The 23,586-nt window shown below is 70.1% G+C and carries 22 protein-coding genes; 8 read left to right on the top strand and 14 right to left on the bottom strand.

The genetic code is table 11. The features are described 5' to 3' along the window. Positions 1-2: 2 nt before the first annotated feature. The 7 genes from Plo01_RS08870 to rpsF all read right to left on the bottom strand — a co-directional run bounded on the left by Plo01_RS08870 (position 3) and on the right by rpsF (position 4,602). Positions 3-776, bottom strand: coding sequence for an amino acid ABC transporter ATP-binding protein (locus tag Plo01_RS08870; protein WP_203890029.1), 774 nt, complete (start codon positions 774-776; stop codon positions 3-5). Further along, entirely contained in the window at positions 773-1,618 is an 846-nt protein-coding gene (locus Plo01_RS08865; RefSeq protein ID WP_203890028.1) for an amino acid ABC transporter permease, read from the bottom strand. The genes Plo01_RS08870 and Plo01_RS08865 overlap by 4 nt, the downstream gene beginning before the upstream one ends. A gap of 96 nt (positions 1,619-1,714) precedes the next feature. Next, positions 1,715-2,596: an ABC transporter substrate-binding protein gene (locus tag Plo01_RS08860; protein ID WP_203890027.1), complete on the bottom strand. Its 882-nt coding sequence runs from the start codon at positions 2,594-2,596 to the stop codon at positions 1,715-1,717. A 252-nt stretch (positions 2,597-2,848) separates the two neighbouring features. After that, the gene (rplI, locus tag Plo01_RS08855; RefSeq protein ID WP_203890026.1) at positions 2,849-3,295 is read right to left on the bottom strand and encodes a 50S ribosomal protein L9; all 447 of its coding nucleotides are present in this window, start codon (positions 3,293-3,295) and stop codon (positions 2,849-2,851) included. A 14-nt stretch (positions 3,296-3,309) separates the two neighbouring features. Then, positions 3,310-3,546 (bottom strand): 30S ribosomal protein S18, encoded by a 237-nt coding sequence (gene rpsR, locus Plo01_RS08850; RefSeq protein WP_012895699.1) that lies wholly within the window; start codon positions 3,544-3,546, stop codon positions 3,310-3,312. Positions 3,547-3,653: 107 nt separating this feature from the next. Then, complete coding sequence (locus Plo01_RS08845; protein WP_203890025.1) at positions 3,654-4,235, bottom strand: single-stranded DNA-binding protein; 582 nt, start codon at positions 4,233-4,235, stop codon at positions 3,654-3,656. A gap of 76 nt (positions 4,236-4,311) precedes the next feature. Further along, positions 4,312-4,602, bottom strand: a complete 291-nt coding sequence (gene rpsF / locus Plo01_RS08840) for a 30S ribosomal protein S6 (RefSeq protein ID WP_184947277.1) — start codon at positions 4,600-4,602, stop codon at positions 4,312-4,314. Positions 4,603-4,820: 218 nt separating this feature from the next. On the opposite strand from rpsF, the gene Plo01_RS08835 reads away from it, so the two are divergent. Beyond that, positions 4,821-5,150: a hypothetical protein gene (locus Plo01_RS08835; protein ID WP_239316039.1), complete on the top strand. Its 330-nt coding sequence runs from the start codon at positions 4,821-4,823 to the stop codon at positions 5,148-5,150. A 90-nt stretch (positions 5,151-5,240) separates the two neighbouring features. Here Plo01_RS08835 and Plo01_RS08830 read toward each other — a convergent pair whose 3' ends face one another. After that, complete coding sequence (locus tag Plo01_RS08830) at positions 5,241-5,426, bottom strand: hypothetical protein (RefSeq protein WP_203890024.1); 186 nt, start codon at positions 5,424-5,426, stop codon at positions 5,241-5,243. A gap of 135 nt (positions 5,427-5,561) precedes the next feature. On the opposite strand from Plo01_RS08830, the gene Plo01_RS08825 reads away from it, so the two are divergent. Next, the gene (locus Plo01_RS08825) at positions 5,562-6,320 is read left to right on the top strand and encodes a deoxyribonuclease IV (protein WP_203890023.1); all 759 of its coding nucleotides are present in this window, start codon (positions 5,562-5,564) and stop codon (positions 6,318-6,320) included. Between the two features lie 125 nt (positions 6,321-6,445). Here Plo01_RS08825 and Plo01_RS08820 read toward each other — a convergent pair whose 3' ends face one another. The 3 genes from Plo01_RS08820 to Plo01_RS08810 are packed head-to-tail and all read right to left on the bottom strand — an operon-like array spanning position 6,446 to position 11,451. Next, the gene (locus Plo01_RS08820) at positions 6,446-7,612 is read right to left on the bottom strand and encodes a mannosyltransferase family protein (RefSeq protein ID WP_239316037.1); all 1,167 of its coding nucleotides are present in this window, start codon (positions 7,610-7,612) and stop codon (positions 6,446-6,448) included. Between the two features lie 18 nt (positions 7,613-7,630). Continuing rightward, positions 7,631-8,947 (bottom strand): glycosyltransferase family 87 protein, encoded by a 1,317-nt coding sequence (locus Plo01_RS08815; RefSeq protein ID WP_203890022.1) that lies wholly within the window; start codon positions 8,945-8,947, stop codon positions 7,631-7,633. Next, complete coding sequence (locus Plo01_RS08810) at positions 8,947-11,451, bottom strand: transglycosylase domain-containing protein (RefSeq protein WP_203890021.1); 2,505 nt, start codon at positions 11,449-11,451, stop codon at positions 8,947-8,949. Before Plo01_RS08810 ends, Plo01_RS08815 begins: the two co-directional genes overlap by 1 nt. A 789-nt stretch (positions 11,452-12,240) precedes the next feature. Between Plo01_RS08810 and Plo01_RS08805 the strand changes: the two genes are divergently transcribed. Both Plo01_RS08805 and Plo01_RS08800 read left to right on the top strand, forming a co-directional pair. Beyond that, positions 12,241-12,906 (top strand): PadR family transcriptional regulator, encoded by a 666-nt coding sequence (locus Plo01_RS08805; RefSeq protein ID WP_203890020.1) that lies wholly within the window; start codon positions 12,241-12,243, stop codon positions 12,904-12,906. A gap of 27 nt (positions 12,907-12,933) precedes the next feature. Continuing rightward, positions 12,934-14,013 (top strand): inositol-3-phosphate synthase, encoded by a 1,080-nt coding sequence (locus Plo01_RS08800; protein WP_203890019.1) that lies wholly within the window; start codon positions 12,934-12,936, stop codon positions 14,011-14,013. Between the two features lie 82 nt (positions 14,014-14,095). On the opposite strand, the gene idi is transcribed toward Plo01_RS08800, so the two are convergent. Then, positions 14,096-14,677 carry an isopentenyl-diphosphate Delta-isomerase gene (gene idi, locus Plo01_RS08795; RefSeq protein WP_203890018.1) on the bottom strand — a complete coding sequence of 194 codons (582 nt, stop codon included), beginning with the start codon at positions 14,675-14,677 and terminating at the stop codon, positions 14,096-14,098. A gap of 146 nt (positions 14,678-14,823) precedes the next feature. Here idi and Plo01_RS08790 point away from each other — a divergent pair, with 146 nt between their 5' ends. Further along, positions 14,824-16,119 carry an MFS transporter gene (locus Plo01_RS08790; RefSeq protein WP_203890017.1) on the top strand — a complete coding sequence of 432 codons (1,296 nt, stop codon included), beginning with the start codon at positions 14,824-14,826 and terminating at the stop codon, positions 16,117-16,119. On the opposite strand, the gene Plo01_RS08785 is transcribed toward Plo01_RS08790, so the two are convergent. Both Plo01_RS08785 and Plo01_RS08780 read right to left on the bottom strand, forming a co-directional pair. Continuing rightward, positions 16,076-17,296 (bottom strand): adenosylmethionine--8-amino-7-oxononanoate transaminase, encoded by a 1,221-nt coding sequence (locus Plo01_RS08785; RefSeq protein WP_203890224.1) that lies wholly within the window; start codon positions 17,294-17,296, stop codon positions 16,076-16,078. The genes Plo01_RS08790 and Plo01_RS08785 overlap by 44 nt on opposite strands. A 167-nt stretch (positions 17,297-17,463) precedes the next feature. Then, a complete protein-coding gene (locus Plo01_RS08780; RefSeq protein ID WP_203890016.1) occupies positions 17,464-18,861 on the bottom strand; it encodes a CCA tRNA nucleotidyltransferase in 1,398 nt (465 codons plus the stop codon). Between the two features lie 160 nt (positions 18,862-19,021). Here Plo01_RS08780 and Plo01_RS08775 point away from each other — a divergent pair, with 160 nt between their 5' ends. From Plo01_RS08775 to murJ, 3 genes are all read left to right on the top strand, one after another. Beyond that, positions 19,022-19,543, top strand: coding sequence for an aminoacyl-tRNA deacylase (locus Plo01_RS08775; protein ID WP_203890015.1), 522 nt, complete (start codon positions 19,022-19,024; stop codon positions 19,541-19,543). A gap of 69 nt (positions 19,544-19,612) precedes the next feature. Then, positions 19,613-21,835: a DUF6049 family protein gene (locus Plo01_RS08770; RefSeq protein WP_203890014.1), complete on the top strand. Its 2,223-nt coding sequence runs from the start codon at positions 19,613-19,615 to the stop codon at positions 21,833-21,835. A gap of 75 nt (positions 21,836-21,910) precedes the next feature. Further along, positions 21,911-23,518, top strand: a complete 1,608-nt coding sequence (gene murJ / locus Plo01_RS08765) for a murein biosynthesis integral membrane protein MurJ (RefSeq protein ID WP_203890013.1) — start codon at positions 21,911-21,913, stop codon at positions 23,516-23,518. Positions 23,519-23,586 lie beyond the last annotated feature (68 nt).

Raw genomic sequence — 23,586 nt, 5'->3', positions numbered from 1 at the left:
GGTCAGATCCTGCGGGCGTCGAGCACGCTCTTGAGGAACTCGCGAGTCCGGGGCTCCCGGGGATCGGTGAAGATCTCCTCGGGAGTCCCGCGCTCCAGGAGCACGCCGCCGTCGAGGAAGCAGACGGTGTCGGCGATCTCCCGGCAGAAGCCCATCTCGTGGGTGGTCAGGATCATCGTCATCCCGCCCGCCTTGAGCTCCCTGATGACTCCCAGCACCTCGGTCACCAGCTCCGGGTCCAGCGCCGAGGTGACCTCGTCCAGCAGCATGAGGCGGGGCCGTACGGCCAAGGCCCGGATGATGGCCACCCGCTGCTGCTGGCCGCCGGAGAGCCGGTCGGGGTAGGCGCCGGCCTTGTCCGCGAGGCCGAACCTGTCCAGCAGCTCGCGCGCCCGCTCCTCGGCCTCGGGGCGGGCGACCCCGTGCACCTTGCGCGGGGCGAGCGTGATGTTGTCCAGCACGGTCATGTGCGGGAACAGGTTGAACGCCTGGAACACGATGCCCATGCGCTTGCGCACGTCGTCGGGGTCCGCCCGGACGTCGGTGATCTCGACCCCGTCCAGGTGGATCGTGCCGTCGTCCACGGTCTCCAGCAGGTTCACGCAGCGCAGCAGCGTGGACTTGCCCGAGCCGGAGGCGCCGATGAGGCAGACCACCTCGTGCGCCTCGACCGACAGGTCGATGCCGCGCAGCACGGGAGCGCCGTGGTAGCTCTTCCACAGGCCCTCGACGGCCAGGACGGGCCCTCCCGGGCCCTCACCGCGGTCGTGCTTCACTGGCCGCGCCTCCTCTGCGAGCGGGCCGCCAGATGGTCGGTGAAACGGGCCATGGGGATGGTGAGCAGGACGAACAACAGCGCCCCCGCCAGGTAGGGCGTGTAGTTGAACTTGCTCGACGCGTAGATCTGCGCCTGGCGCAACGCCTCGACCACCCCGATGGTCGAGACCAGGGAGGTGTCCTTCTGCAGCGAGACGAAGTCGTTGAGCAGCGGCGGCACGACCCTGCGCCAGGCCTGGGGCAGGACCACGTAGCGCATGGTCTTGCCGTGGCTCAGCCCGAGGGAGCGGGCCGCGGCCCGCTGGCTGGGGTGGACCGAGTCGATGCCGGCGCGGAACACCTCGGCGACGTACGCCCCGTAGGAGAGCGTCAGCGCGATGACGCCCAGTGTGACCTCGTCCCTCGGCGCGCCCTGCAGATCGAGCGCCGGGACGCCGAAGCCGACCAGCAGGATCACCAGGAGGGTCGGCACCCCGCGGAACACGTCGGTGTAGGCCACCGCCAGGGCCCGCAGCGGGAAGAAGACCGGCGCCCGCAGGGTGCGCACCAGGGCGACGAGCAGCCCGACGACCAGGATCAGCGGCTCGGCGATCAGGAAGATCGTGACGTTCGTCCAGAACCCGTCGAGCACGTCCGGCCAGGCCTTGGCGAAGGCCTCGGCGCTGAAGAACGTGTCGCGGACCCGCGGCCACCCCGGCGAGCCGGTGACGACCGCGGCCAGCACGCCGAGGAAGACGATCGTGGAGACCGTGGCGATCGTGCCGGACCGCGCGGCCCGGACCCGGCGGAGCCGCTCCCGCTGGAGCTGGCGCTCGCTCTTGACCCAGGTCACCTCGCTCACGCCGCCTCCTCCGTCGGCTGCGTCCGTGACGCCGCTGTGCCCATGGCTCGCTCGCTCACGGTCGCCCCGCTCTCCACCGGAGTCCGGCGGGGTGGGTCACTTCAGCTCCGGCGCGCCGGCGGCCGCGCTGAGCCACTGCTCCTCGATCTTCGCCAGCTCGCCCGAGGCCTTGAGCTCGTCGAGGGCCTTGTCGACGCAGGAGACCAGCGCGCTGCCCTTCTCGAAGACCAGGCCGAACTCCTCCGGCGTGCCGCCGGTGGCGCTGAACTGGCCGACGATCGCCGAGCCCTCGACCTGGGCCGCGGTGACGTAGAACGCCGTCGGCAGGTCCACCACGATGGCGTCCACCTGCTTGTTCTTCAGCGCGTTCACCGCGTCGACCTGCTCGGTGTAGACCTTGGGCTCGGCGGAGGGCTGGATGACGTCCTTGACCGCCTGCAGGCTGGTGGTGCCGACCTGCACGCCGATCGCGGCGTCTTTCAGCGACGCCAGGTCCTTGGCCGAGGCGAACTTCGAGCCCTTGACCGCGACGACCGCCTGCTTGACGGTGTAGTAGCCCTTGCTGAAGTCGACGACCTTGGCCCGGTCGGGGGTGATGGAGATCTGGTTGACGTCGAAGTCGAACTTCTTGGCGCCCGGGGCGAACGCGGTGTCGAACTTGACGCTCTCCCAGACGACCTCGTCCTTGGAGAATCCCAGCCGGGTCGCGACGGCGTAGGCGACGGCGCTCTCGAAGCCCTCGCCGTTCGCGGGGTCGTCGCCCTTGAACCAGGGCTCGTAGGCGGGCTTGTCCGTGCCGACGGTCAGCTTGCCCGGGGTCTTCAGGGCCAGCTGGTCCTTGGCGCAGGCCGCGGCCGGCGTGCTCGCCGTGCCGGTGGGGCCGGAGGGAGTCGCCCGGCTCGTCTCCGAGGCCGGGGCGCAGGCCGCCGTGGCCGCCGCGAGGACGCCGAGTGCGAGCAGCATCGAGGGACGGACCATGGCAAACCTCCAGTCAGCGGACGACCCCAGAATTCTATGGACCCGTCCTGATCATCGGCGAAGCGGCTCCCCTCCCTCGGAGAGCGGTACCGCCGCCGACGGCGGGCGGACCGGAGGCGTCCCGCCCGGTGACCGGTGTCGCCGCCGACGGCGGGCGGACCGGGGATGTCCCGCACAGAGCCGCCCCGCACGGCCCGGAGACGGCGAGGGCCCCTCCCCCGATCGGGGAGGGGCCCTCGCTCACGCCTGCGGTCAGGCCGCGACGACCTCGATGTCGAGGGCGGCGGAGACCTCCGGGTGCAGCTTCACGCTGACCCGGTGAGAGCCGAGGCTCTTGATCGCATTGGTGATCTCGATGCGACGGCGGTCCAGCTGGGGGCCGCCGGCGGCCTTGACGGCCTCGGCGACGTCGCCCGTGGTGACGGAGCCGAAGAGGCGGCCGGACTCGCCGGCCTTCGTCTTCAGGACCACCTTCAGGGACTTGAGCTGGCCGGCGACCTCCTGGGCGGTGCCCAGGTCGCGGATCTCGCGGGCGTCGCGCGCCTTCTTGATCGAGGCGATCTGCTTCTCGCCGCCGCGCGTCCACAGGATCGCGAAGCCGCGGGGCAGCAGGTAGTTACGGCCGTAGCCGTTCTTGACCTCGACGATGTCGCCGGGGGCGCCGAGGCCGGTGACCTCACTGGTGAGAATGAGCTTCATCTGTCCGGACCTCCTTAGCGCGCGGTGCTCATGTACGGCAGGAGCGCCATCTCACGAGCGTTCTTGATAGCGGTCGCCACGTCACGCTGGTGCTGGGTGCAGTTGCCCGTCACCCGGCGAGCACGGATCTTGCCGCGGTCGGAGATGAACTTCCGAAGCAGCGCCGTGTCCTTGTAGTCGACGTAGGAGATCTTGTCATGGCAGAACAGGCAAACCTTCTTCTTAGGCTTGCGCAGTGCCGGCTTGGCCATCGTGGTGCTCCTTTCAGAGCCCCGCCGTGGGGCGGGAATGGTCGCTGCGGATACTGGGGACTGGATGGTGCGATCCCGGGGGGTTCCGGAGAACCCCTCGGAAGGCGTCAGAAGGGCGGCTCGTCGCTGAAGTCGCCGCCGCCGAAGCCGCCGCCGCCCTGCGGGCCGTTGCCGTAGCCGCCGCCCTGGGGGCCGTTGCCGTAGCCGCCGCCACCACCGCCGCTGTAACCGCCGCCCTGCGGGGCGGCGGGTGCCGCGGAGGCCCAGGGGTCGTTGGCCGGGCCGCCGCCGAAGCCGCCGCCACCGCCGCCGCCACCCTGACGGGCGGTCTTGTTGACCTTGGCGGTGGCGTTACGGAGCGAGGGGCCGACCTCGTCGACCTCGACCTCGTAGACCGTGCGCTTCTCGCCTTCCTTGGTCTCGTAGGACCGCTGGCGCAGCCGTCCCTGAACGATGACCCGCATGCCGCGCTGCAGGCTCTCGGCGACGTTCTCCGCCGCCTGCCGCCAGACGTTGCAGGTCAGGAACAGGCCTTCGCCGTCCTTCCACTCGTTGGTCTGCTTGTCGAGGAACCTCGGAGTGGATGCGATACGGAACCGGGCCACCGCCTGCCCCGCGGGGGTGAAGCGAAGCTCCGGGTCGTCGACGAGGTTGCCGACGATGGTGATCTGAGTGTCGCCTGCTGCCATGGCTAGCGCTGCCCTTCCTGCGGCCTTGCTGGTTATCGGCTCAGATTACGGCTGACGCCCGACAAAATGCCGCTGTTTAGTGCACGTCCGGGCGCAGGACCTTGGTGCGCAGGATGCCCTCGTTGAGGTTCATCTGCCGGTCGAGCTCCTTGACCGTGGCGGGCTCCGCGGTCAGGTCGATGACGGCGTAGATGCCCTCGGGCTTCTTGGCGATGTCGTAGGACAGCCGACGACGACCCCACACGTCGACCTTCTCCACGGTGCCGCCGTCATTGCGGACGACCGTGAGGAACTGGTCGAGGGAAGGGGCCACCGTGCGCTCATCGAGCGAAGGGTCGAGGATGACCATCACTTCGTAACGACGCATGCTGGCTTCCAACCTCCTCTGGACTGTTGCGGTCACGACACCGTGCCGTGACAGGAGGACGCTGACGTCTTCGCCGCGGGCACCCAGGTCGGCGCTCGGACGGAGGGGCGGCTGTGACACGCCCACACGACGTAGCCACGACAGCCTACCAGGGCGTCAAGGGTTGGGCGGACATCCCGGGGGAACCCCAGTACCAGAGGAAAGGGGAGGTGTGATTCATGTCGCACGCTATCCGTCCCACCGGGAAGACGATGGGTTCCACCGGAAAACCCTCCATGTTCACCTTGAACACCGACGGGCAGCGGCATCCCGTCGAGAACATCATGAGTGTCAGCACTCTTCTGCTCGGCCTGGTCGCCTTCTTCTCCGGCCTCTCCCCGGCCGCGCACATGATCGCGGCGTGGGCCGGAGCAGTGGGCTTCTTCGGGGGCCTCTACTCGCAGTACATCTCGGCGACGACCCGCGAGCGTTCCCTGAACATCGTGGGCATCGTCGGCTCGTTCGTGGGCGCGGCCCTCGGCATCTACCACGGCGGCTTCGTCCCGTGACCCGCGGTCCGGCCCGAGCCGTCCCCAGGACGTCCCGGGCCGGATGTCCCCGCGTCCGGCCGGATGTTCCCGTGTCCCGGACCGTGCCTCTCAGCCCAGGTGCAGGTCCACACCCAGCAGGATGAGGAACCACAGCAGGACCGCGAGCAGGGCTTCGGCGATGTCCCGCAGAAGTCCCGGAGTGATGTAGTCGTAGACCCAGGCCACGTAAAGGCCGACCAGAAGGTAGATGAGGGCGACCAGGCTGATCCCTCTGCGGTAGTACCGGTAAGCCATCGACGACTCCTCGGGGGATGGCCCGCACGTCGCGGGCGGTGGGGCGCGCCCTGCGACTGCCCTGGGACCGGACGATCAAACGGGCGGCGGGAAACAGCCCCTGGCGGTGGCGATGAAACGGCTACGCTCGGACACATGCCACGTATCGGAGCCCATGTCGACCAGGACGACCCGCTGGCGCACGCCAGAGCGCGCGACGCCGAGGTCGTGCAGTTCTTCCTCGGCGACCCCCAGGGCTGGAAGGGCCCGGTCATCGGCGAGAAGACCCGGGAGATCGCCGGTTCCGACGTCGACGTCTACGTCCACGCCCCCTACGTCATCAACGTGGCCACCGCCAACAACCGGATCCGCATCCCCAGCCGCAAGCTGCTGAGCGCGCACCTGGCGGCGGCGGCCGAGCTGGGCGCCAGGGGGCTGATCGTGCACGGCGGGCACGTGGGCGCCGGGGACGATCCGCAGAAGGGGTTCGACAACTGGCGCAAGGTGTTCGAGCGCCTGGAGGAGCACGAGGTCCCGGTCCTCATCGAGAACACCGCGGGAGGCGGCAACGCGATGGCCAGGAAGCTGGAGCGGATCGCCCGGCTCTGGGACGCGCTCGACGGCTTCGACGTGGGCTTCTGCCTCGACACCTGCCATGCCCACGCGGGCGGGGAGGAGCTGGCCGACGTGGTCGAGCGGGTGATGGCGATCACGGGGCGGATCGACCTCGTCCACTGCAACGACTCGCGTGACGCGTTCGACTCCGGGGCCGACCGGCACGCGAATCTCGGGGCCGGCCAGATCGACACCGCGCTCATCCTCGACGTCTGCCGGAAGGCGGACGCGCCGATCGTGGTGGAGACCCCGTCCGGCGGACAGGCCGAGGACATCGCTTTTCTCCGGAAAAGCCTCTGAGTTCTGCCTTTCTCGGGAAGGGCCGCCAATCCCGGGATATCCACAGTTATCCACAGACCCGAGAGAAATCCCCAGGCTGTGGATAACTTCCCTGGATTACTTTCCCAGGGAAAGGGGTAAGGCGGTCACCCCACCCAGGCGCCGTCGGTGAACGTCAGGACGTTGAGGGCCATCAGCGGGCCTATGACCAGCGCGTACGCGACGATGAGCGCCGTCCTCCAGCGCGGTCCCGGGGTGCTCATCCGGGCGGCGAGCAGGAAGAGCGGCCACCACAGCAGCGCCGAGCGCGGGATCGACAGGTAGTACGCCGAGCACATCAGCGCTCCCACCTGGAGCCCGACGTAGATGAACTCGCTCCACCGCCGCTGGTAGAGCAGGATCAGCACGAGCGTCACCCCGACGACCGCCCCGGCGATCTCCATCCGGAACGCCCAGGCGAACTGCCCGTCCGCCATGGCCGACTGCCACGTGGTCGCCAGCGACTCCCACGGCCACACCAGCGTCCGGCCCCAGCCGGCCTCCTGCGCGTGCTTCCAGGCCAGCCAGTCGCCCGTCCTGCCGTACTGGTAGGCGGAGTAGGCCAGCAGCGGCAGGAACGGCAGGAGCAGCCAGGGCGCCTGCCGTACCGGCCGGCGCTGGACGGCGAACTCCACGATCAGCGCCAGCGCCAGGAACAGGCCGGTGATGCGCATGCAGGACGCGCCGGCCGCCAGCGCCGCGGCCATCGGCCAGTTCCCCTTGCGGGCGGCCAGCCAGGCCGGGATCGCGAAGGCCAGGAACAGCGACTCGCTGTACCCCGCGAACAGGAACACCGACATCGGCCAGAGCAGCAGCGCCAGCACCGCCCGCCAGCCGGCCCCGGGCGGCCCCTCGAACTCCGCCAGCCGCGCCAGCGCGACCACCGCCACCGCGCCCGCGACGAAGGAGATGAGCAGTCCGGCGAGCGTCCAGTCGCCCGTGATCAGGTTCACCGCGCGCAGCGCCAGCGGCATGCCGGGGAAGAAGGCGGGCAGCCCCTTGTCCGGCTCACCGGCCGGGTCGCCACCGTAGCCGTGCTCGGCGATGGTGATGAGCAGGCTGGCGTCCCAGTGCTTCCAGCGCTCCGCGAACGGCGCAACACTCTCTCCCTTCGCCGTGGCCGCGGCTCCCACGACAACGAGGACGACGATTCCCAGGCGGGAGGAGAGCCAGAGCAGCAACGCCTCCATCATGGTGGCGTGCGCCGTCCCGGCCCCGGGTCCCGGCTCCCGCTCGGGCCCGGTGGCGCGCGCGTGCTCGGTGGAGGCGGCCATGCGTCCCGTCCCGGACGATCAGGTCAGCGCGAGCCGGAACCGGTCCGGCGCGTCGTCGAAGACGCCGCCGGCCCGGTCGTCGGTCCCGTCCTGTCTGATCACGTCCTTGTCGGGCTTCAGGATGTCCCGCACCACGAAGGCCATCATGATCAGGATGGTGATCGCCCGTCCCCACACGGCGGTGAAGTAGGTGTCACCGGAGATGCCCAGGTGCGCGTTGCCCTCCTGGAGCCCGACCAGATAGAGCCAGATCGCGAAGAAGTACCAGCACTCGGCGACCATCCACAGGGCGATGGGCTTCCAGTTCGGCCGGGCCAGCACCGCGAAGGGGATCAGCCACAGCACGTACTGCGGTGACCAGACCTTGTTGGTGAGCATGAAGGCGGCCAGCGTGAGGAAGCAGAGCTGCGCCAGCCGGGGCCGGTCCCGCGCCGTCAGCGTCAGCACGGCGATCCCGAGGCAGAACGCGCCGAGCGACAGGATGCCCAAGGTGTCGAGCCGCTCGGGATCGCCGACGAACGGCCAGGTCTTCTGCTGGAAGAAGTACCAGACCGAGCCCCAGTCGGCCGGGCGCTCCTGGCTGAAGACGTAGAACCGCTTCCAGCCGTCGAAGGCGAAGAGCATGATCGGCACGTTGACGACCAGCCAGGCGCCGACCGCGCCGGCGAGCGTCTGCGCGAACGGCTTCCACCGGCCCGTCCGCAAGGCCAGCAGGAACAGCGGGCCGAGGAACATCAGCGGGTAGAACTTCGTGGCGATCGCCAGGCCCAGCAGCACGCCGGCGAGCCACTGCCGCCGCTTGGACCAGGCGAGCAGCGCGCCCAGCGCGAGCGCGTTGGCGGCCAGGTCCCAGTTGATGTAGGCGGTGAGGATCAGGGCGGGGGCCAGGGCGTACCACAGCGCGTCCCAGCGGCGGGCCGGACCGGCCAGCGCGGCCATCATCAGCACGCCGACGACCAGGCAGATCGCCATGAGGATCACGGTCAGGTCGTAGAACATCGTCCCGGCCTCGGCGGTCCCCGGGTCACCCGGGATGATCCGCCGGAAGAACTCCATGATCCCGCCGATGCCGACGGGATACTCGACCGGGTAGTCGAAGTAGGGGACCTTGCCCTCGTTGAGCTTCTCGTTCCACCACAGCGGATAGATGTCGGTGTAACAGAAGTTCGTGAACTGCAGCGTGCCGTCGTTCCAGGCGGCCCCGAAGCGGCACGGCCACTTCCACAGGTAGGCGAGGAGCGCCCCCAGCCCCGCGAACAGGGCCAGGGGCACGTACGGCACCGCGCGCGCGCCGAGGTCGGACAGCGGGGTCCGGACCCGCTCGATGTTCTTCATCAGGGGCGTCTGCCGCTCGGCGTCGGGGTGGGCATGACCGCGGCGCCCGGTGAGGTGCCGAAGCCGTCGTCGTTCCCCTGCCCGTTGCCGTTTCCGTTGCCCTGCTGCCCCTGCGCGTCGCACGAGCCGTCCCAGGGCAGGCAGTCGCGGCCCTCGGGCTCCTGGCCGACGCCGCCGTCGCCCCCGCCGTTGTCGTCGGGCCACTCGAAGCTGGGGTTCTCGGTGTCGTCCGGGTCGGGGACCGTCGGCGTCGGCGTCGGCTTGGGCGTGGCCAGGTTCTTCGGAATGCCGACGCCGGCCTTCGTCGGGAACTGGACGACCTCGTCCTTGGCCGTGGCGAGGGCCATGTAGTCGTGCCAGATCTGGGTCGGAGTGCCGCCACCGCCGATGAAGGCGGGCATCTCCTCTTCCTTCCAGATCACCTTCGCCTTCCCGTCCTTCGGCAGGCCGTACTTGTTCACCTTCACCTTGCGCTTGCCGTCCATGGTGTACGGCACGTCCTTGGACATGCCCACCGCGGTGACGAGCTGCGGGGTGTAGCCGACGAACCAGGCGTCCTTGTAGCCGTTGTTGGTGCCGGTCTTGCCGGCCACCGGGCGCGTGCCCAGGTTGGCGGCGCCGCCGGTGCCGCCCTTGACCACGGCCTGCATGGCGTAGGTCGCGTCCGCGGCCGAGTCGGGGCTGATGACCTGCTGCTCGTTGCGCAGCTCGGGCAGCATGAGCGAGCCGTCGAGCTTCTTCACTTCCTTGACGGTGTGCCAGGGAACGTGCTTGCCCTCGTTGGCGAAGATCGAGTAACCGGCGGCCTGCTCGACCGCGGTGACCGAGGCGCTGCCGATGGTGACCTGGTACTTCTGCTCGTCGACGGCGTAGTCGACGCCGTTCTTGCCGCCGTAGATGGAGTTGAACTTGGCGCGCTCGCCGACCCCGGCCTCCTTGGCGATCCTGGCCACCTCCTGCAGGGTGACGACCTCGCCCATCTGGACGAAGACCGTGTTCACCGAGCTGGCCATGGCCTTGACCATGTTGATCGCGCCGAAGCTCTGGTTGCCCGCGTTCTGGATCGGCGTGGTCCCCGGCATCTTGATGGGGCTCTTGCCGTCGACGTAACTCTCCAGGGAGTGCCCGGCCTCCAGCCAGGCGGCCAGGACGTACGGCTTGAAGGCGGAGGCGGCCTGCTTGGTGGAGTCGAAGGCGCGGTTGAAGGAGGAGTTGATGAAGTCGTCGCCGCTGTAGAAGGCGAGCACCCGGCCGTTCTTGGGATCGACCGAGGCGACCGTGGCGTGGATGGTGGGATCCAGGCCCTTGGTCTTGGCGTTCACCACCTTCTTGGCCTGGAGCATCATCTCCTTGTCGAAGGTCGTGACGACCCGGAGCCCCTGGGTGTCCAGCATCTCCTCGCTGATGCCCCGGCTCTCCAGCTCCCGCAGCACGATGTCGAGCATGTATCCCCGGAGACCTCGGTTGATCTCCTTGATCTCGATCTTCCTGAACTTCAGCTTCTCGAACGGGGTGCTCTTGAACTTGTCGTAGGCGGCGGAGTTCATCGTCGCCATGCCGTCGAGCACGTAGGCGTAGCGCTCCTTGGTGGCGGCGAAGTTCTTGTCGCCCTCCAGCGCGTCGAACCGGCCGGGGTTCTGGATGCGGCCCGCGAGGTAGGCGGCCTCGGGGACGGTCAGGTCCCAGACGTCCTTGCCGAAGAAGGTCGTGGCCGCGGCCTGGATGCCGTAGGCGCCCTGGCCGAAGTAGATGGTGTTGAGGTAGCGGGTGAGGATCTCTCCCTTGTCCAGCTCCCGGCTGACCTTGACCGCGACGAAGATCTCCTTGATCTTCCGCTGGATCGAGACGTCCTTGCTGATGCCCTCGTAGTAGTTGCGGACGTACTGCTGGGTGATCGTCGAGGCGCCCTGCACCTGGGCACCGCTGAGGGTGCTCCAGACCGACCGGGCCATGCCGGAGAAGTCGATGCCGCCGTCATCGCGGAAGCTGCGGTTCTCCGCCGCGATCACCGCGTCCTGGACGTGTACCGGAATCTTGTCGATGGTCACCGGGACGCGCTTGACGCCCATCCGGGCGAGCACGGTCTTGCCGTCCCGGTAGTAGATGATGCTTCCGCGGTCGTCCGTGTCGGCCTTCTTGGTCGTGGGGACGGGCGTGTTCGCGTAGGCCACGGCGATCATGCCGAAGACGCCCGCGGCGAGGACGGCCCCGCTCGCCATCACCAGCTTCCAGCTGGGCACGAAGCGCTTCCAGCCCTGCCTGCGCGCCGGCTTCCTGCGGGAACCGCCGGGCCCCTCGGGACCGCCGGGGCCGTTGGAGCCGCCGGGGCCGTTGGAGCCACCGGGGCCGTTGGAGCCACCGGGGCCGTTGGAGCCGCCGGGGCCGCCCGGACCCCCGCGTCCCCCGGATCCTCCGGGACCGCGCCCGCCCCGCCCGCGCCCGCCTCCGGCGTCACCTGCGCCGGAGCCCGGGGGACGGCCCCCGCCCGCCTGCGAGGCGAGCATGGCCTGGGTGTCCTCGAAGGCCGCCTCGGCACGGCGTCTCGTGGGATCCGTGTCCCGCTGCTGCGGCCCGTCCTGTCCCGGCCGCCTGCCGGGGGCCGCCCCCTGCCGCGGGTCGGGACCCGCGCCCGGGCGGGGCGCGGGGACCTGACCGGGCCGGGGGCCCGGAACCGTCCCCTGCGGGGGGACGGGACCTGCGAGGCGGGGACCGTGCCCCTGCGGCCGTCCCTGGGGAGCCCCCCGGCTCACGTCACCGGTTTGGGCCGCCGGGAACGGGGGGACGGTACGGGGAGCGGCTCCTGGGTTCGAGCGACGGCGCCGCCCCGAGCGAGCCGATCCGTCAGGGCTCTGCTGACCCCTGCCCGGCTCCGGGTCATAGCTGTTGCTGTAACTCACGCGTCCTCGTTCGGTCATCAGGTTCTACAACGGTGTGCAGGCGGGTGAGATTACCTCCGGATGCCCGGAGATCTCAGCGCCTTGGTTCACTGGTAGCCGACCTGTTCTGGGGGATCTCCGTTCCCATGGACGGCCGAGACCGTCTGCTGGCTTCGGGAGCAACCTTGGCAGACCTCTCCCTCACGAACGTGGAATTCCCCGTATTCGCAATGGGTCACGGGCGCGTGTGAGTCAGAGCTCACTCCCGCTCCTTGTGACCACATAGGCGCCACACTACGGCTTTTTCACGTTTGCCCCCAACCTCTTGGGAAAGTTGCGATTGCAGCGATATGTCGGATCGACGTATCCTCCAGATGTATCGGCTCGATACATCGACGCGAGAGGTGGTGGTTTCCAGTGGCCGGTGGACGCGGTGGCGTGCTGGAACTCGCTGTGCTCGGGTCGCTGCACGAGACCCCGCTACACGGCTATGAGCTGCGCAAACGTCTCAACGCCCTGCTCGGCATGTTCCGCGCGTTCTCCTACGGGTCGCTCTACCCCTGCCTGCGCCAGCTGCTGGCCGACGGACTCATCGCGGAAGAGGAGCCTCCTGCCGAGAGCGCGGTCCCCCTCACCGGCCGCCGATCGAAGATCGTCTACCGGCTGACCGCGGAGGGGAAGGAGCGGCTCCAGGAGCTCCTCACCCAGGCCGGCCCGTCGGCCTGGGAGGACGAGAGCTTCGGCATCCACTTCGCCTTCTTCCGGCACACCGAGGCGGAGGTGCGCCTGCGCATCCTCGAAGGACGGCGCAGCCGGCTGGAGGAGCGGCTCGACAGCGTCCGCACGGCCCTCGCCCGCACCCGGGAGAGGCTGGACAGCTACACCCTGGAGCTCCAGCGCCACGGCCTGGAATCGGTCGAGCGCGAGGTGCGGTGGCTCAACGAGCTGATCGCGACGGAGCGGCAGGGGTCCGCGGCGGGCGAGGCGGGCGGCGGGCAGCCGGCCGTACACGAAGGAACTTCCCGGACGTCCGCGTCCGGAGACGATACGCCGGGTCGGCAGTCCGCCCCGGAAGACAACTGACGATTAGAACAAAGGGGAGCGAGTGCCATGGGTTCGGTGCGCGTAGCCATTGTCGGTGTGGGCAACTGTGCCACGTCGCTGGTGCAGGGGGTGCACTACTACAAGGACGCCGACCCCGACACCCGGGTGCCGGGCCTGATGCACGTCAAGTTCGGCGACTACCACGTCGGCGACGTCGAGTTCGTCGCCGCCTTCGACGTCGACGCCAAGAAGGTCGGCCGCGACCTGTCCGAGGCCATCGTCGCCTCGGAGAACAACACCATCAAGATCTGCGACGTGCCGCCGACCGGCGTCATCGTGCAGCGCGGCCACACCTTCGACGGTCTGGGTGAGTTCTACCGCGAGATGATCGAGGAGTCCGACGAGGCCCCGGTCGACGTGGTCCAGGTGCTGAAGGACAAGCAGGTGGACGTGCTGGTGTCCTACCTGCCGGTGGGCTCGGAGGAGGCCGACCGCTTCTACGCCCAGTGCGCCGTCGACGCCAAGGTCGCCTTCGTCAACGCGCTGCCGGTGTTCATCGCCTCCGACCCGGTCTGGGCGGAGAAGTTCACCGAGGCCGGGGTGCCGATCGTCGGCGACGACATCAAGTCCCAGGTCGGAGCGACCATCACGCACCGGGTGATGGCCAAGCTGTTCGAGGACCGCGGTGTCGAGCTGCTCCGCACCTACCAGCTCAACTTCGGCGGGAACATGGACTTCATGAACATGCTGGAGCGCAAGCGCCTGCAGTCCAAGAAGATCTCCAAGACCCAGTCGGTCACCTCGCAGATCCCGCACGAGATGGGCAAGGCCGACGTGCACATCGGCCCGTCCGACCACGTGCCGTGGCTGGACGACCGCAAGTGGGCCTACGTCCGCCTGGAGGGCCGCTCCTTCGGCGACACCCCGCTGAACCTGGAGTACAAGCTGGAGGTGTGGGACTCCCCCAACTCCGCCGGCATCATCATCGACGCCGTCCGCGCCGCCAAGATCGCCCTCGACCGCGGCATCGCCGGCCCGATCCTCTCGGCCTCCTCCTACTTCATGAAGTCCCCGCCGGAGCAGTACTCCGACGACGAGGCCCGCGAGTACGTCGAGAAGTTCATCCGCGGCGAGGTCGAGCGCTGACCGCTCCCCTCACCCCCGAGCCCTTCGTCCACCCCGGGCGGAGGGCTCTCGCCTTTGCCCGCCCCGGACGGGATGGGACGGGTCAGCGGGCGGCGGGAGGGAGGTCGGCGGGGCTGGCGACGGGCCACAGGAGGGGGTCGGAGCCGAGGTCGTCGAGGTGGGAGAGCTGTTCGCGGCACCAGGGGGAGATCGCCATGTCGTTGTGGAGCACGTCGTCGGCGAACTCCTTCCAGGGCATCCAGCGCACGTCGTCGACCTCGTCGGCGTTGGGCGCCGCCTCGGCCGAGACGACGGCCCGGTAGACCGGGCAGAGCTCGCGCTCGACGATGCCGTTGTCCATGACCGCCCGGTAGGAGAAGCGGGGCAGCAGCAGGTCCACCCGGTCGACCTGGAGACCCAGCTCGTAGGAGAGGCGGCGGATCACCGCGTCCGGGAGCGACTCGCCGGGCAGGGGGTGGCCGCAGCAGCTGTTGGTCCACACGCCCGGCCAGGTGAGTTTGTGCAAGGCACGCCTGCTGAGCAGCACTCTGCCGTTCTCGTCGAACACGTAACTGGAGAAGGCGAGGTGGAGCGGCGTGTCGGTGCCGTGCACCGCCGCCTTGGGCGCCGTGCCGATCGCGTTTCCGTCGGTGTCGACAAGGACGACGTGCTCATCAGGTGTCACTCGACCGAGGGTACGTGATCATGTCTGCTCACCACACCTGATCGGCGATAGGTTATGAAAGATCCGGATATGTCGTTTCAGGTCATTTGAGATATCAGGGATGTTCCCGATGCTGTGATCGGGATCGGCACGCATAGGCTGGGCGAGTGTCGTTCGTATCCGATCTGCGTGTGGTCCTGCGGGGGCGGGACTTCCGGCGGCTGTACAGCACCCGCCTGGTCTCGCAGTTCTCCGACGGGATCTTCCAGTTCGCGGTGGGCGGGTTCGCCTTCTTCAGCCCGGAGAAGAGCACCAGCGCCGTCCAGATCGCCGCGGGCCTGGCCGTACTGCTTCTGCCGTACTCCGTCCTCGGACCGTTCGCAGGCGTTTTCATCGACCGCTGGTCCCGGCGGCAGATCCTGGTCGTCGCGCCGCTGATCCGCGGCACGCTGCTGCTGGCCACCGGGGCCCTGCTCCTCGCCGGCGTGCCCGACTGGATCTTCTACGCCGCCGCGCTGTGCGTGCTCGGCGTGAACCGCTTCTTCCTGGCCGCGCTGGGAGCCTCGCTCCCGCACGTCGTCCCGTCCGACCGGCTGATGGTGGCCAACGCGGTCACCCCGACCTCGGGCACCGTGCTGACCTTCGTCGGCGTGGGCGTCGGCTACCTGCTCAGGAAGGCCTTCGGAGCCGACGACCAGGGCATCGCCGTGCTCATGGTCATGTCCGGCCTCATCTTCGGGCTCAGCGCGCTGATCGCCGCGACGATGCGCCGCGAACTGCTCGGCCCCGCCTACGACCCGAACCGGCCGCAGGCCCGCGAGGCCGTGCGGCACGTGCTGAGCGGCCTGGCCGACGGCGCGCGGCACATCGTCCACCACCGGGCCGCCGCCGCGGCGATGGGCGCGATGGCCACCCACCGGTTCATGTACGGCATGTGCACGGCGATGCTGGTGATGCTCTCGCGCTACTACTTCGCCGAGAGCGCCGAGGACGCGCTGGACGCGGTGACCGTGGTGGTCGCCACGTCGGGGGTGGGCTACTTCCTGGCCGTGCTGGTCACGCCGTGGGCCACCGAGCGCTTCGGCGTCCAGCGGTGGATCCCGGCCATGCTCGTCACCGCGGGAGTCGTGACGTTCGCCCTGTGCGCGCCGTTCCAGCAGTGGGGCTTCGCCGTCGGGGGCTTCGTGCTCGGCATCGCCGGGCAGAGCATCAAGATCTGCGCGGACACGATGGTGCAGCGGGACATCGAGGACGCCTACCTCGGGCGCGCGTTCTCGATCTACGACATGCTCTTCAACGGCAGCTACGTCCTGGCCGCCGCCCTGGCGGCGCTGCTGCTGCCGCAGGACGGCAAGTCGCTGCTCGTGCTCGGCCTCATCACCGCCGGATACGCCGGCGGGGCGGTGGTCTACCGGATCGTCACGCCGCGCCGAGCGCCCGTGCCGCAGCCGTCATCGCGGTAGTGATCCGCTCCAGGTCGTCGCCGATCCCGTACGGCGGCATGGTGTAGATCAGGTGGCCGAACGGCCGGAGCCAGACGCCGTGCCGCATCACGATGTCCTGAATTTTCGAGACATCGACGGGTGCGGTGGTCTCGATCACGCCGATCGCGCCGAGCACGCGCACGTCCTTCACCCCGGGGAGCCCGGCGATCCCGGCCAGGCCCCCGGCGAGCCCCGCCTCGATCCCGGCGACCTCCTCCCGCCAGGGCCGCTCGGCCAGCAGGTCGAGCGAGGCCCCCGCGACCGCCGTGGCCAGCGGGTTGCCCATGAACGTCGGCCCGTGCATCAGCACCCCGATGCCCGCCGCGACCCGCTCGGTGCACAGGGCCGCCGCCAGCGACATGTAACCGCCGGTCAGCGCCTTGCCCAGGCACATGATGTCGGGCTTGATCCCGGCGTGGTCGCAGCCGAACAACTCCCCCGTGCGGCCGAAGCCGGTGGCGATCTCGTCGGCGATCAGCAGGACGCCGTGCTCGTCGGCCAGCTCCCGGAGCCGGCGCAGGTAGGCCGGGTGGTAGAAGTGCATGCCGCCCGCGCCCTGGACGACCGGCTCCACGATGATCGCCGCCAGCTCGCGGGCGTGCCGGGCGACCGTCGCCTCCAGCTCGGCGAGGTAGGACTCCTCGTGGCGGGCGGGGGGCCGGGGGACGAAGAGGTGCTCAGGGAGCGCGCCGGAGAACAGGTGGTGCATCCCGTTGACCGGGTCGCACACGGCCATCGCCCCGAAGGTGTCGCCGTGGTAGCCGCCCCTGACCGTCAGCAGGCGGCTCCTCCCGGTGAACTGGAAGGCCATCTTGATCGCGACCTCGACGGCCACCGACCCGGAGTCGGCGAGGAACACCTTCGGCAGGCCGGTCATGCCCGCGAGCCGGTGCGCCAGCCGTACGGCGGGCTCGTGGGTGAGGCCGCCGAACATGACGTGCGCCATGTCCCCGAGCTGGTCCCTGACCGCCTGGTTGAGACGCGGGTGGTTGTAGCCGTGGATCGCCGCCCACCACGACGACATCCCGTCGACCAGCTCCCGCCCGTCGGCGAGGGTCAGCCGCACCCCCTCGGCCCGCACCACCTGGTGCACCGGCACGGCCGGGGGCGTCGCGGCGTAGGGATGCCACACGTGATCGCGATCGAGACCTAGCACGTCCACGCGGCCACCTTACGCGCCGCCCACGGCGCCGGGCCGCACCGTACGGCATCCCGCCGACCCGGCGCCTCATCGACTGCCCCGGGCCGGCGGGCGGGAGAGGACCGGACCGTGCCGTATCGCCTCCCGGCGTCCCGTCGGACGTTCCGGGACGGCGGGCGGGGTCAGGAGATCAGGCCGTTCTCCCGCGCCCACGCGCGCAGGGCCTCGGCGGCGGCCTCCTTGCCGATGACGCCCTCGTCCATGCGCAGGTCGAGGAGGAACTTGTAGGCGCGACCGACGACCGGGCCGGGCGGGACGCCGAGGATCGCCTGGATCTCGTTGCCGTCCAGCTCGGGACGGATCTTGCCGAGCTCCTCCTCCTCGGCGAGCCGGGCGATGCGCTCCTCGAGCTGGTCGTAGGTCCGGGACAGGGCCTGGGCCTTGCGCCGGTTGCGAGTGGTGCAGTCGGCCCGGGTGAGCTTGTGGAGGTGTTCGAGCAGGTGCCCGGCGTCCCGGACGTAGCGGCGCACCGCCGAGTCGGTCCACTCGCCGGTGCCGTACCCGTGGAAGCGCAGGTGCAGCTCGACCAGGCGGGAGACGTCGGCCACCACGTCCTTGGGGAACCGCAGCTCCGCCATGCGCTTCTTCGTGATCTTGGCCCCGACCACCTCGTGGTGGTGGAAGGAGACCCGGCCGCCCGGCTCGTGCCGCCGGGTCTTGGGCTTGCCCGCGTCGTGCATGAGCGCGGCCCAGCGCAGGATCCGGTCCGGGCCGCCCTCCTCCTGGTCGATGGCCTGCTCCAGGACGATCAGGGTGTGCTCGTAGACGTCCTTGTGCCGGTGGTGCTCGTCGATCTCCAGGCGGAGGGCGGGCAGCTCGGGCAGGACGTGCGCGGCCAGCCCGGAGTCGACCAGGTAGCCGAGCCCCTCGCGGGGGTGGTCGCCGCAGATCAGTTTGTCCAGCTCGTCGCGGATCCGCTCGGCGGAGACGATCTCGATCCGGTCGGCCATCGCGGTCATCGCGGCGAAGGCCGCCGGGTCCACGGTGAAGCCGAGCTGGCTGGCGAACCGGGCGGCGCGGAGCATCCGCAGCGGGTCGTCGTCGAAGGACTGCTCCGGCGGACCCGGGGTGCGCATCACCTTGGCGTGCAGGTCGTCCAGGCCGCCGTGCGGGTCCACGAACTCCCGGCCGGGCAGCCGAAGCGCCATCGCGTTGACCGCGAAGTCGCGGCGGGCGAGGTCGCCCTCCAGAGTCTCGCCGTAGATCACCTCGGGCTTGCGCGAGCGGGGGTCGTACGACTCGCTGCGGTAGGTGGTGATCTCCAGCATCCAGTTGCCCTTGCGCGCGCCGACCGTGCCGAAGTCGATGCCGATCGTCCAGGTCGTGTCGGCCCAGTCGCGGATGAGCTCCAGGACCGCCTCGGGGCGGGCGCTGGTGGTCAGGTCGAGGTCGTTGCCGATCCTGCCGAGCAGGACGTCACGGACGGAACCGCCCACGAGGGCGATCTCGTATCCCCGCCCGGCGAAGAGATCGCCGAGCTCGTCGACGACCGGGGCGATCTTCCGGAACAGCTCGCTCATGCCGTGCCGCTGGCTCTCAGTCAGATTTGAAAGGGACAAACCGGGTAGGTCCTTCGGTTAGGGATACGTTCCCCGCTGGGGATACGCCGTGTAGCGATCACCAGGTTACGGTCGGTCAGGGAGCCGGACGGGGCTGAGCGACGAGGCAGGGAGGACATTCATGAAGGACGCCCTCGCGATCCACCGATGGCTCCTGGCCCACCAGATCCATCATGAGATCGTACGCCTTCCGCGCGCGTTGACGTGTGCCGACGAGCTGCCCGAGGTGCTGTCCGCCGACCCCGCGACCTGCGTGGGCGTCTCCGTCTTCGAGGTCACCACGCGGATCGGCCGCGAACCGGTGGCGGTCGTCTCCCCGGTCGGGTCGCCGCCCAGGCCGGGCGCCATCGGCGGCGCGCTGGGCGCCCGCAGGGTCCGCCCCGCCTCCGCCTTCACCGTGAACTCCGCCACCGACTACGCCGCCGGGCTGGTCTGCCCGCTGCTGCTCCCCGAGGGGCTGACCGTGCTCGTGGACGAGCGGCTGCACAGGATCACCGGACTCGTGCACACCCCGACCGGCGAGCGCCACACCGCGCTCCTGATACACGCCGCCGACCTGCTCGGACTCGTCTCCGGGAAGGTCGCCGACCTCTCCCAGCCCCGGATCAGAACCGAGCCGGTGACCGCACAGCTCGCCGGGTAAGCCCGGCGGCGCCGGTCGGACACCCCTTAGCATTACGGGCGTGCGCCGTATTCCACCCTTGGCCGGCACGTGATCCGCAAGGCCGCGCTGCTCGCCTCCCTCACAGCCACGCTGCTCTCTCCGGCGGCCGTGGCCCTTCACGGTACGGCGAGCGCGCAGGCGGGCACGGCGAGTGCCGCCCCGAACACGGCGCGCCAGACCGCCCAGCTCGTGGTCGAGGAGATCGGGCCCGACCTGCCCCGGGAGCCGACCACCGAGATCAAGGTCTCCGGCTCCCTCCTCAACACCGGCAAGGAGGTCCTCAGCAACCTCTACATCCGGATGAACTACTCCCCGCAGCCGTTCACCCAGCGCGCCCACATGGCCGCCTACCTGAGCGGCCAGGAGGGGTACCAGCCGGCCCCGTGGCTGGTGGAGAACTACCAGCAGCCGATCGCGCCGTCGGGCAAGGTCGCGTGGGAGTTCGCCTTCACCCCGCAGAGGCTGGGCATCTCGCGCTTCGGCGTCTACCCGGTGATGATCCAGGTGCGTGACGGCCTCGGCCAGCAGGTCGCCGTCCAGCGCACCTTCATCACCTACCTGCCGCAGGACGTCAAGGCGCCGCGCACGCGGCTCGCCGTGGTGCTGCCGATCGTCGACCAGCCCCGCCGGGCCGACGACGGCACCTTCATCGACGAGGGCCTGCCCGCCGCCATGGCCTCGGGCAAGCGCCTGGGCAACCTGCTGAAGATCGCCCAGGACACCTCCTCGGTCGAGGGCCTCACCTGGGTGGTCGACCCCGCGCTGCTCGACGACGCGCGGGTCGCGGGCGGCGCCCACTGGAGCAGGTCGGAGGGCAGGACCGCGCGCCGGCCCGGAAACCCCGCCGCGACCACGTGGCTCGGCGACCTCAGGACGGCCCTGACCGATCCCCCGGTGGTGGCCACCCCCTACGCCGACCCCGACGTGACCGCCCTGGCCCACAACGGCCTCGACGACGTCACCGCGACGGGCGTCGAGACGGGCGCGAAGGTCGCCGCGGAGATCCTGGGCCGCGAGGTCCGCACCGACATCGCCTGGCCGGTCGGCGGGATGATCGACTACGACGGGCTGGATCTCCTGGCGACCTCCGGGGTCGGCACCGTGCTGCTGAACTCGATGAACCTGCCGCTCGCGACCACCGTGGCCGCCCCGGCCACCCCTGAGGGCGCCGACGCCTCCGCCCCGCCGCCCGTCACCCCGGACGCCGTGGGCTCCCTGTCCAGCGTGAGCGGCCCGGTCCAGGCGCTGGTCGCCGACTCCGTGCTGAGCGACACCCTCGGCGCGGCGGCGACCTCCGCCCCGGGCGCCGCCCTGCTGAACCGGCAGCGCTTCATCGCCGAGACCGCGATGATCAGCGCCGAGAGCGCCGTCGCCCCCGGTGCCGAGACCGCTCCCGGCGCCACGGCCGCCGCCTCCCCCCGGACCGTGCTCGTCGTCCCGCCCCGGCGCTGGTCCCCCGACCCGGCCTACGTGACCGACCTGGTGGAGACGGCCGCGTCCCTGCCCTGGGTGACGCCCGCGACGCTCGACTCGGTGAAGCCGGCCAAGACTCCGGCGGCCCGCGCCGACCTCGCCTACACCGGCCAGGACCGGCAGGGAGAGCTCGACAAGGCCTACATGGGGAGCGTCCGCCGGGTCGACGCGCGGGCCGACCTGACCGCCGCCGTCACCACGGCCTCGGACGTCGCCACGTTCGACCGGGCGCTGCTCCGCCTCTCCTCCTCCGCCTGGCGGGGCCGGACCGACGACGCGGCGCCGTACGTCGAGCGGGTGCGGGAGACGATCGACGCCCGGATCGCCAAGGTCTCGATCACCGGCAACGAGCTCTCCCAGATCCGCACCCTGGCCGGACAGGACGGCGAGGTGCCGATCAGCGTCCGCAACGGCCTGGAGAGCACCGTCAAGGTCCGGGTCAAGGTCACCTCGGAGAGGCCCAAGCTGCTGAAGATCGAGCCCTACGAGGACTCCATGGTCATCTCCAGCGGCCAGACCGAGACCATCCGGGTCCCGATGATCCCCAACGGCAGCGGCCAGACCTCGGTGACGGTCCAGCTCACCACCGACGACGAGCGCAAGTACGGCGAGCGGGTCAAACTGACCGTGCGGACGACCGGCTACACCGGGATCGCCCTGGTGATCGTGGGCGGCGCCCTCGTGGTGATGCTCGCCGCCGTGGTGATGCGGATCCTGCGCCGCCGCGGAGCCCGTCGCGCCGCGGCCGCCAAACCCCCGGCCCGGCAGCCCGCCGTGCCCGCCGGGAACGAGTCCTGAGCCCGGAGCCCCCGAGAACCTTGGAAGTCGTGAAGCAGTGAAACCAGCGAGCGTCCGGCGGGCGGAGAAGAGCGCATGAGCAGGATCCTGCGAGCCAGCGCGATCATGGCGGCGGGAACGATGGTCTCCCGCGTCACGGGGTTCGCCCGCTCGGCGGTGCTCGTGGCGGCGCTGGGCAGCGCCTACATGGGCGACGCCTACACCATCGCCAACGCGATCCCGTTCATCCTGTTCGACTATCTCATCGGCGGGGTGCTGAGCAGCGTCATCGTCCCGATGATCGTCCGGCACCAGAAGCACGACCCCGACGGCGGCCGGGCCTACGAGCAGCGGCTGATGACGATCGGGACGATCGCCCTGACGGTGCTCACCGTGGTCGCCGTGCTGCTCGCCCACCCGCTGATCAGCCTCTACACCGATGACAGCTGGAGTCCCCGGCGCATCGAGGTCGCGGTCGTCCTGACGCAGTTCGTCCTTCCCCAGATCGCCTTCCTCGGCATCGGGGCCATCGCCGGGGCGATCCTCAACACCCGCGACCGGTTCGCCGCGCCGATGTGGGCGCCGGTGCTGAACAACATCGTGATGATCGGCGTCCTGGCCCTCTACTTCGTGACGGCCGGCGCGGCGGGCTCGGACGTCGATCGGGTGAGCGACGCCGACCTCGCCCTGCTCGGACTGGGCACGACCGCCGGGATCGTGGCCCAGTGCCTGGTGCTGATGGTCTCGCTGCACCGGGCGGGCTTCCGCTTCCGCCCCCGGTTCGGCCTGCGGGAGGCCGGGCTGGGCGAGATGGCCAGGGCCGGCTCCTGGACGATCGTCTACGTGACCATCACCCAACTCGGCTTCCTGGTCACCACCAACATCGCCTCCGGCGCGGGCGACGCGGTCGAGGGCGCGGGCAACACGGCCTACGCCCAGGCGTACCAGCTCTTCCAGCTGCCGTACGGGATCATCGCGGTCTCGGTGATCACCGCGATGCTGCCCCGGATGAGCCGGTCGGCCGGGGAGGGCGACCTGGTCTCGATCCGCGAGGAGTTCGCCTCGGGCGTGCGGCTGGTCTCGGTGCTGCTCGTGCCCGCCGGACTGCTGCTGATGGTGCTGGGCCCGGCCGTGACCGTGCTGATCTACTCCTGGGGCAACAACGACCTGGACAACGCCGTCTACATCGGCAACGTGCTCCAGGTCTTCGGACTGGCGCTGGTGCCGTTCTCGATCTATCAGCTCCTCCTGCGCGTCTTCTACGCCTTCGGCGACACCCGCACCCCGGTCTTCATCGGGGCGGGCAACACGGCGGTGAGCATCGCCCTCAGCGTGCTGTTCGCGGCCGTCCTCCCGCCGCGGTACGTGGTGATGGGCCTGGCCTGCGCCTTCACCGCCGCCTACGTGGTGGGCACCGTGGTCGCCTGGAACCTCGCCGCCCGCCGCGCGGGGGGCCTGAACGGGCGGGCGGTGGCGGCCGGGCTGTCGCGGATGTACACGGCCGCCGTCCCGGGCGCCCTGGTCGCGCTGGGCGTGTTGTGGCTCACGCAGGAGCTGGCGGGCCTGGACCCCCTCAGCGCGGCCGTCATGCTCGCCGCCGGGGGCGGGCTCGGCATGGTGCTCTATCTGGTCATCGCTCACCGCATGCGCATCCCGGAGGTGAGCTCGGTCGTTGGAATGGTGACAGGACGGGTACGGCGGTAACCCAGAGATTCCGCCCACTCGTCTAAAGAGGAGAACCCGGGTGGAACCACTGCGGCACTACCATGGTG

It is taken from the genome of Planobispora longispora (genome assembly GCF_016863135.1).
GTDB lineage: Bacteria > Actinomycetota > Actinomycetes > Streptosporangiales > Streptosporangiaceae > Planobispora > Planobispora longispora.
This window is presented reverse-complemented; position numbering and strand designations above follow the sequence as displayed.

Bases quoted from the DNA above. Each gene is read 5' to 3' on its own strand.
- Plo01_RS08860 (WP_203890027.1), bottom strand. From the start codon at position 2,596: ATGGTCCGTCCCTCGATGCTGCTCGCACTCGGCGTCCTCGCGGCGGCC.
- rplI (WP_203890026.1), bottom strand. From the start codon at position 3,295: ATGAAGCTCATTCTCACCAGTGAGGTCACCGGCCTCGGCGCCCCCGGC.
- rpsR (WP_012895699.1), bottom strand. From the start codon at position 3,546: ATGGCCAAGCCGGCACTGCGCAAGCCTAAGAAGAAGGTTTGCCTGTTC.
- Plo01_RS08845 (WP_203890025.1), bottom strand. From the start codon at position 4,235: ATGGCAGCAGGCGACACTCAGATCACCATCGTCGGCAACCTCGTCGAC.
- rpsF (WP_184947277.1), bottom strand. From the start codon at position 4,602: ATGCGTCGTTACGAAGTGATGGTCATCCTCGACCCTTCGCTCGATGAG.
- Plo01_RS08835 (WP_239316039.1), top strand. From the start codon at position 4,821: ATGTCGCACGCTATCCGTCCCACCGGGAAGACGATGGGTTCCACCGGA.
- Plo01_RS08830 (WP_203890024.1), bottom strand. From the start codon at position 5,426: ATGGCTTACCGGTACTACCGCAGAGGGATCAGCCTGGTCGCCCTCATC.
- Plo01_RS08825 (WP_203890023.1), top strand. From the start codon at position 5,562: ATGCCACGTATCGGAGCCCATGTCGACCAGGACGACCCGCTGGCGCAC.
- Plo01_RS08820 (WP_239316037.1), bottom strand. From the start codon at position 7,612: ATGGCCGCCTCCACCGAGCACGCGCGCGCCACCGGGCCCGAGCGGGAG.
- Plo01_RS08815 (WP_203890022.1), bottom strand. From the start codon at position 8,947: ATGAAGAACATCGAGCGGGTCCGGACCCCGCTGTCCGACCTCGGCGCG.
- Plo01_RS08810 (WP_203890021.1), bottom strand. From the start codon at position 11,451: ATGCTCGCCTCGCAGGCGGGCGGGGGCCGTCCCCCGGGCTCCGGCGCA.
- Plo01_RS08800 (WP_203890019.1), top strand. From the start codon at position 12,934: ATGGGTTCGGTGCGCGTAGCCATTGTCGGTGTGGGCAACTGTGCCACG.
- Plo01_RS08780 (WP_203890016.1), bottom strand. From the start codon at position 18,861: ATGAGCGAGCTGTTCCGGAAGATCGCCCCGGTCGTCGACGAGCTCGGC.
- Plo01_RS08775 (WP_203890015.1), top strand. From the start codon at position 19,022: ATGAAGGACGCCCTCGCGATCCACCGATGGCTCCTGGCCCACCAGATC.
- murJ (WP_203890013.1), top strand. From the start codon at position 21,911: ATGAGCAGGATCCTGCGAGCCAGCGCGATCATGGCGGCGGGAACGATG.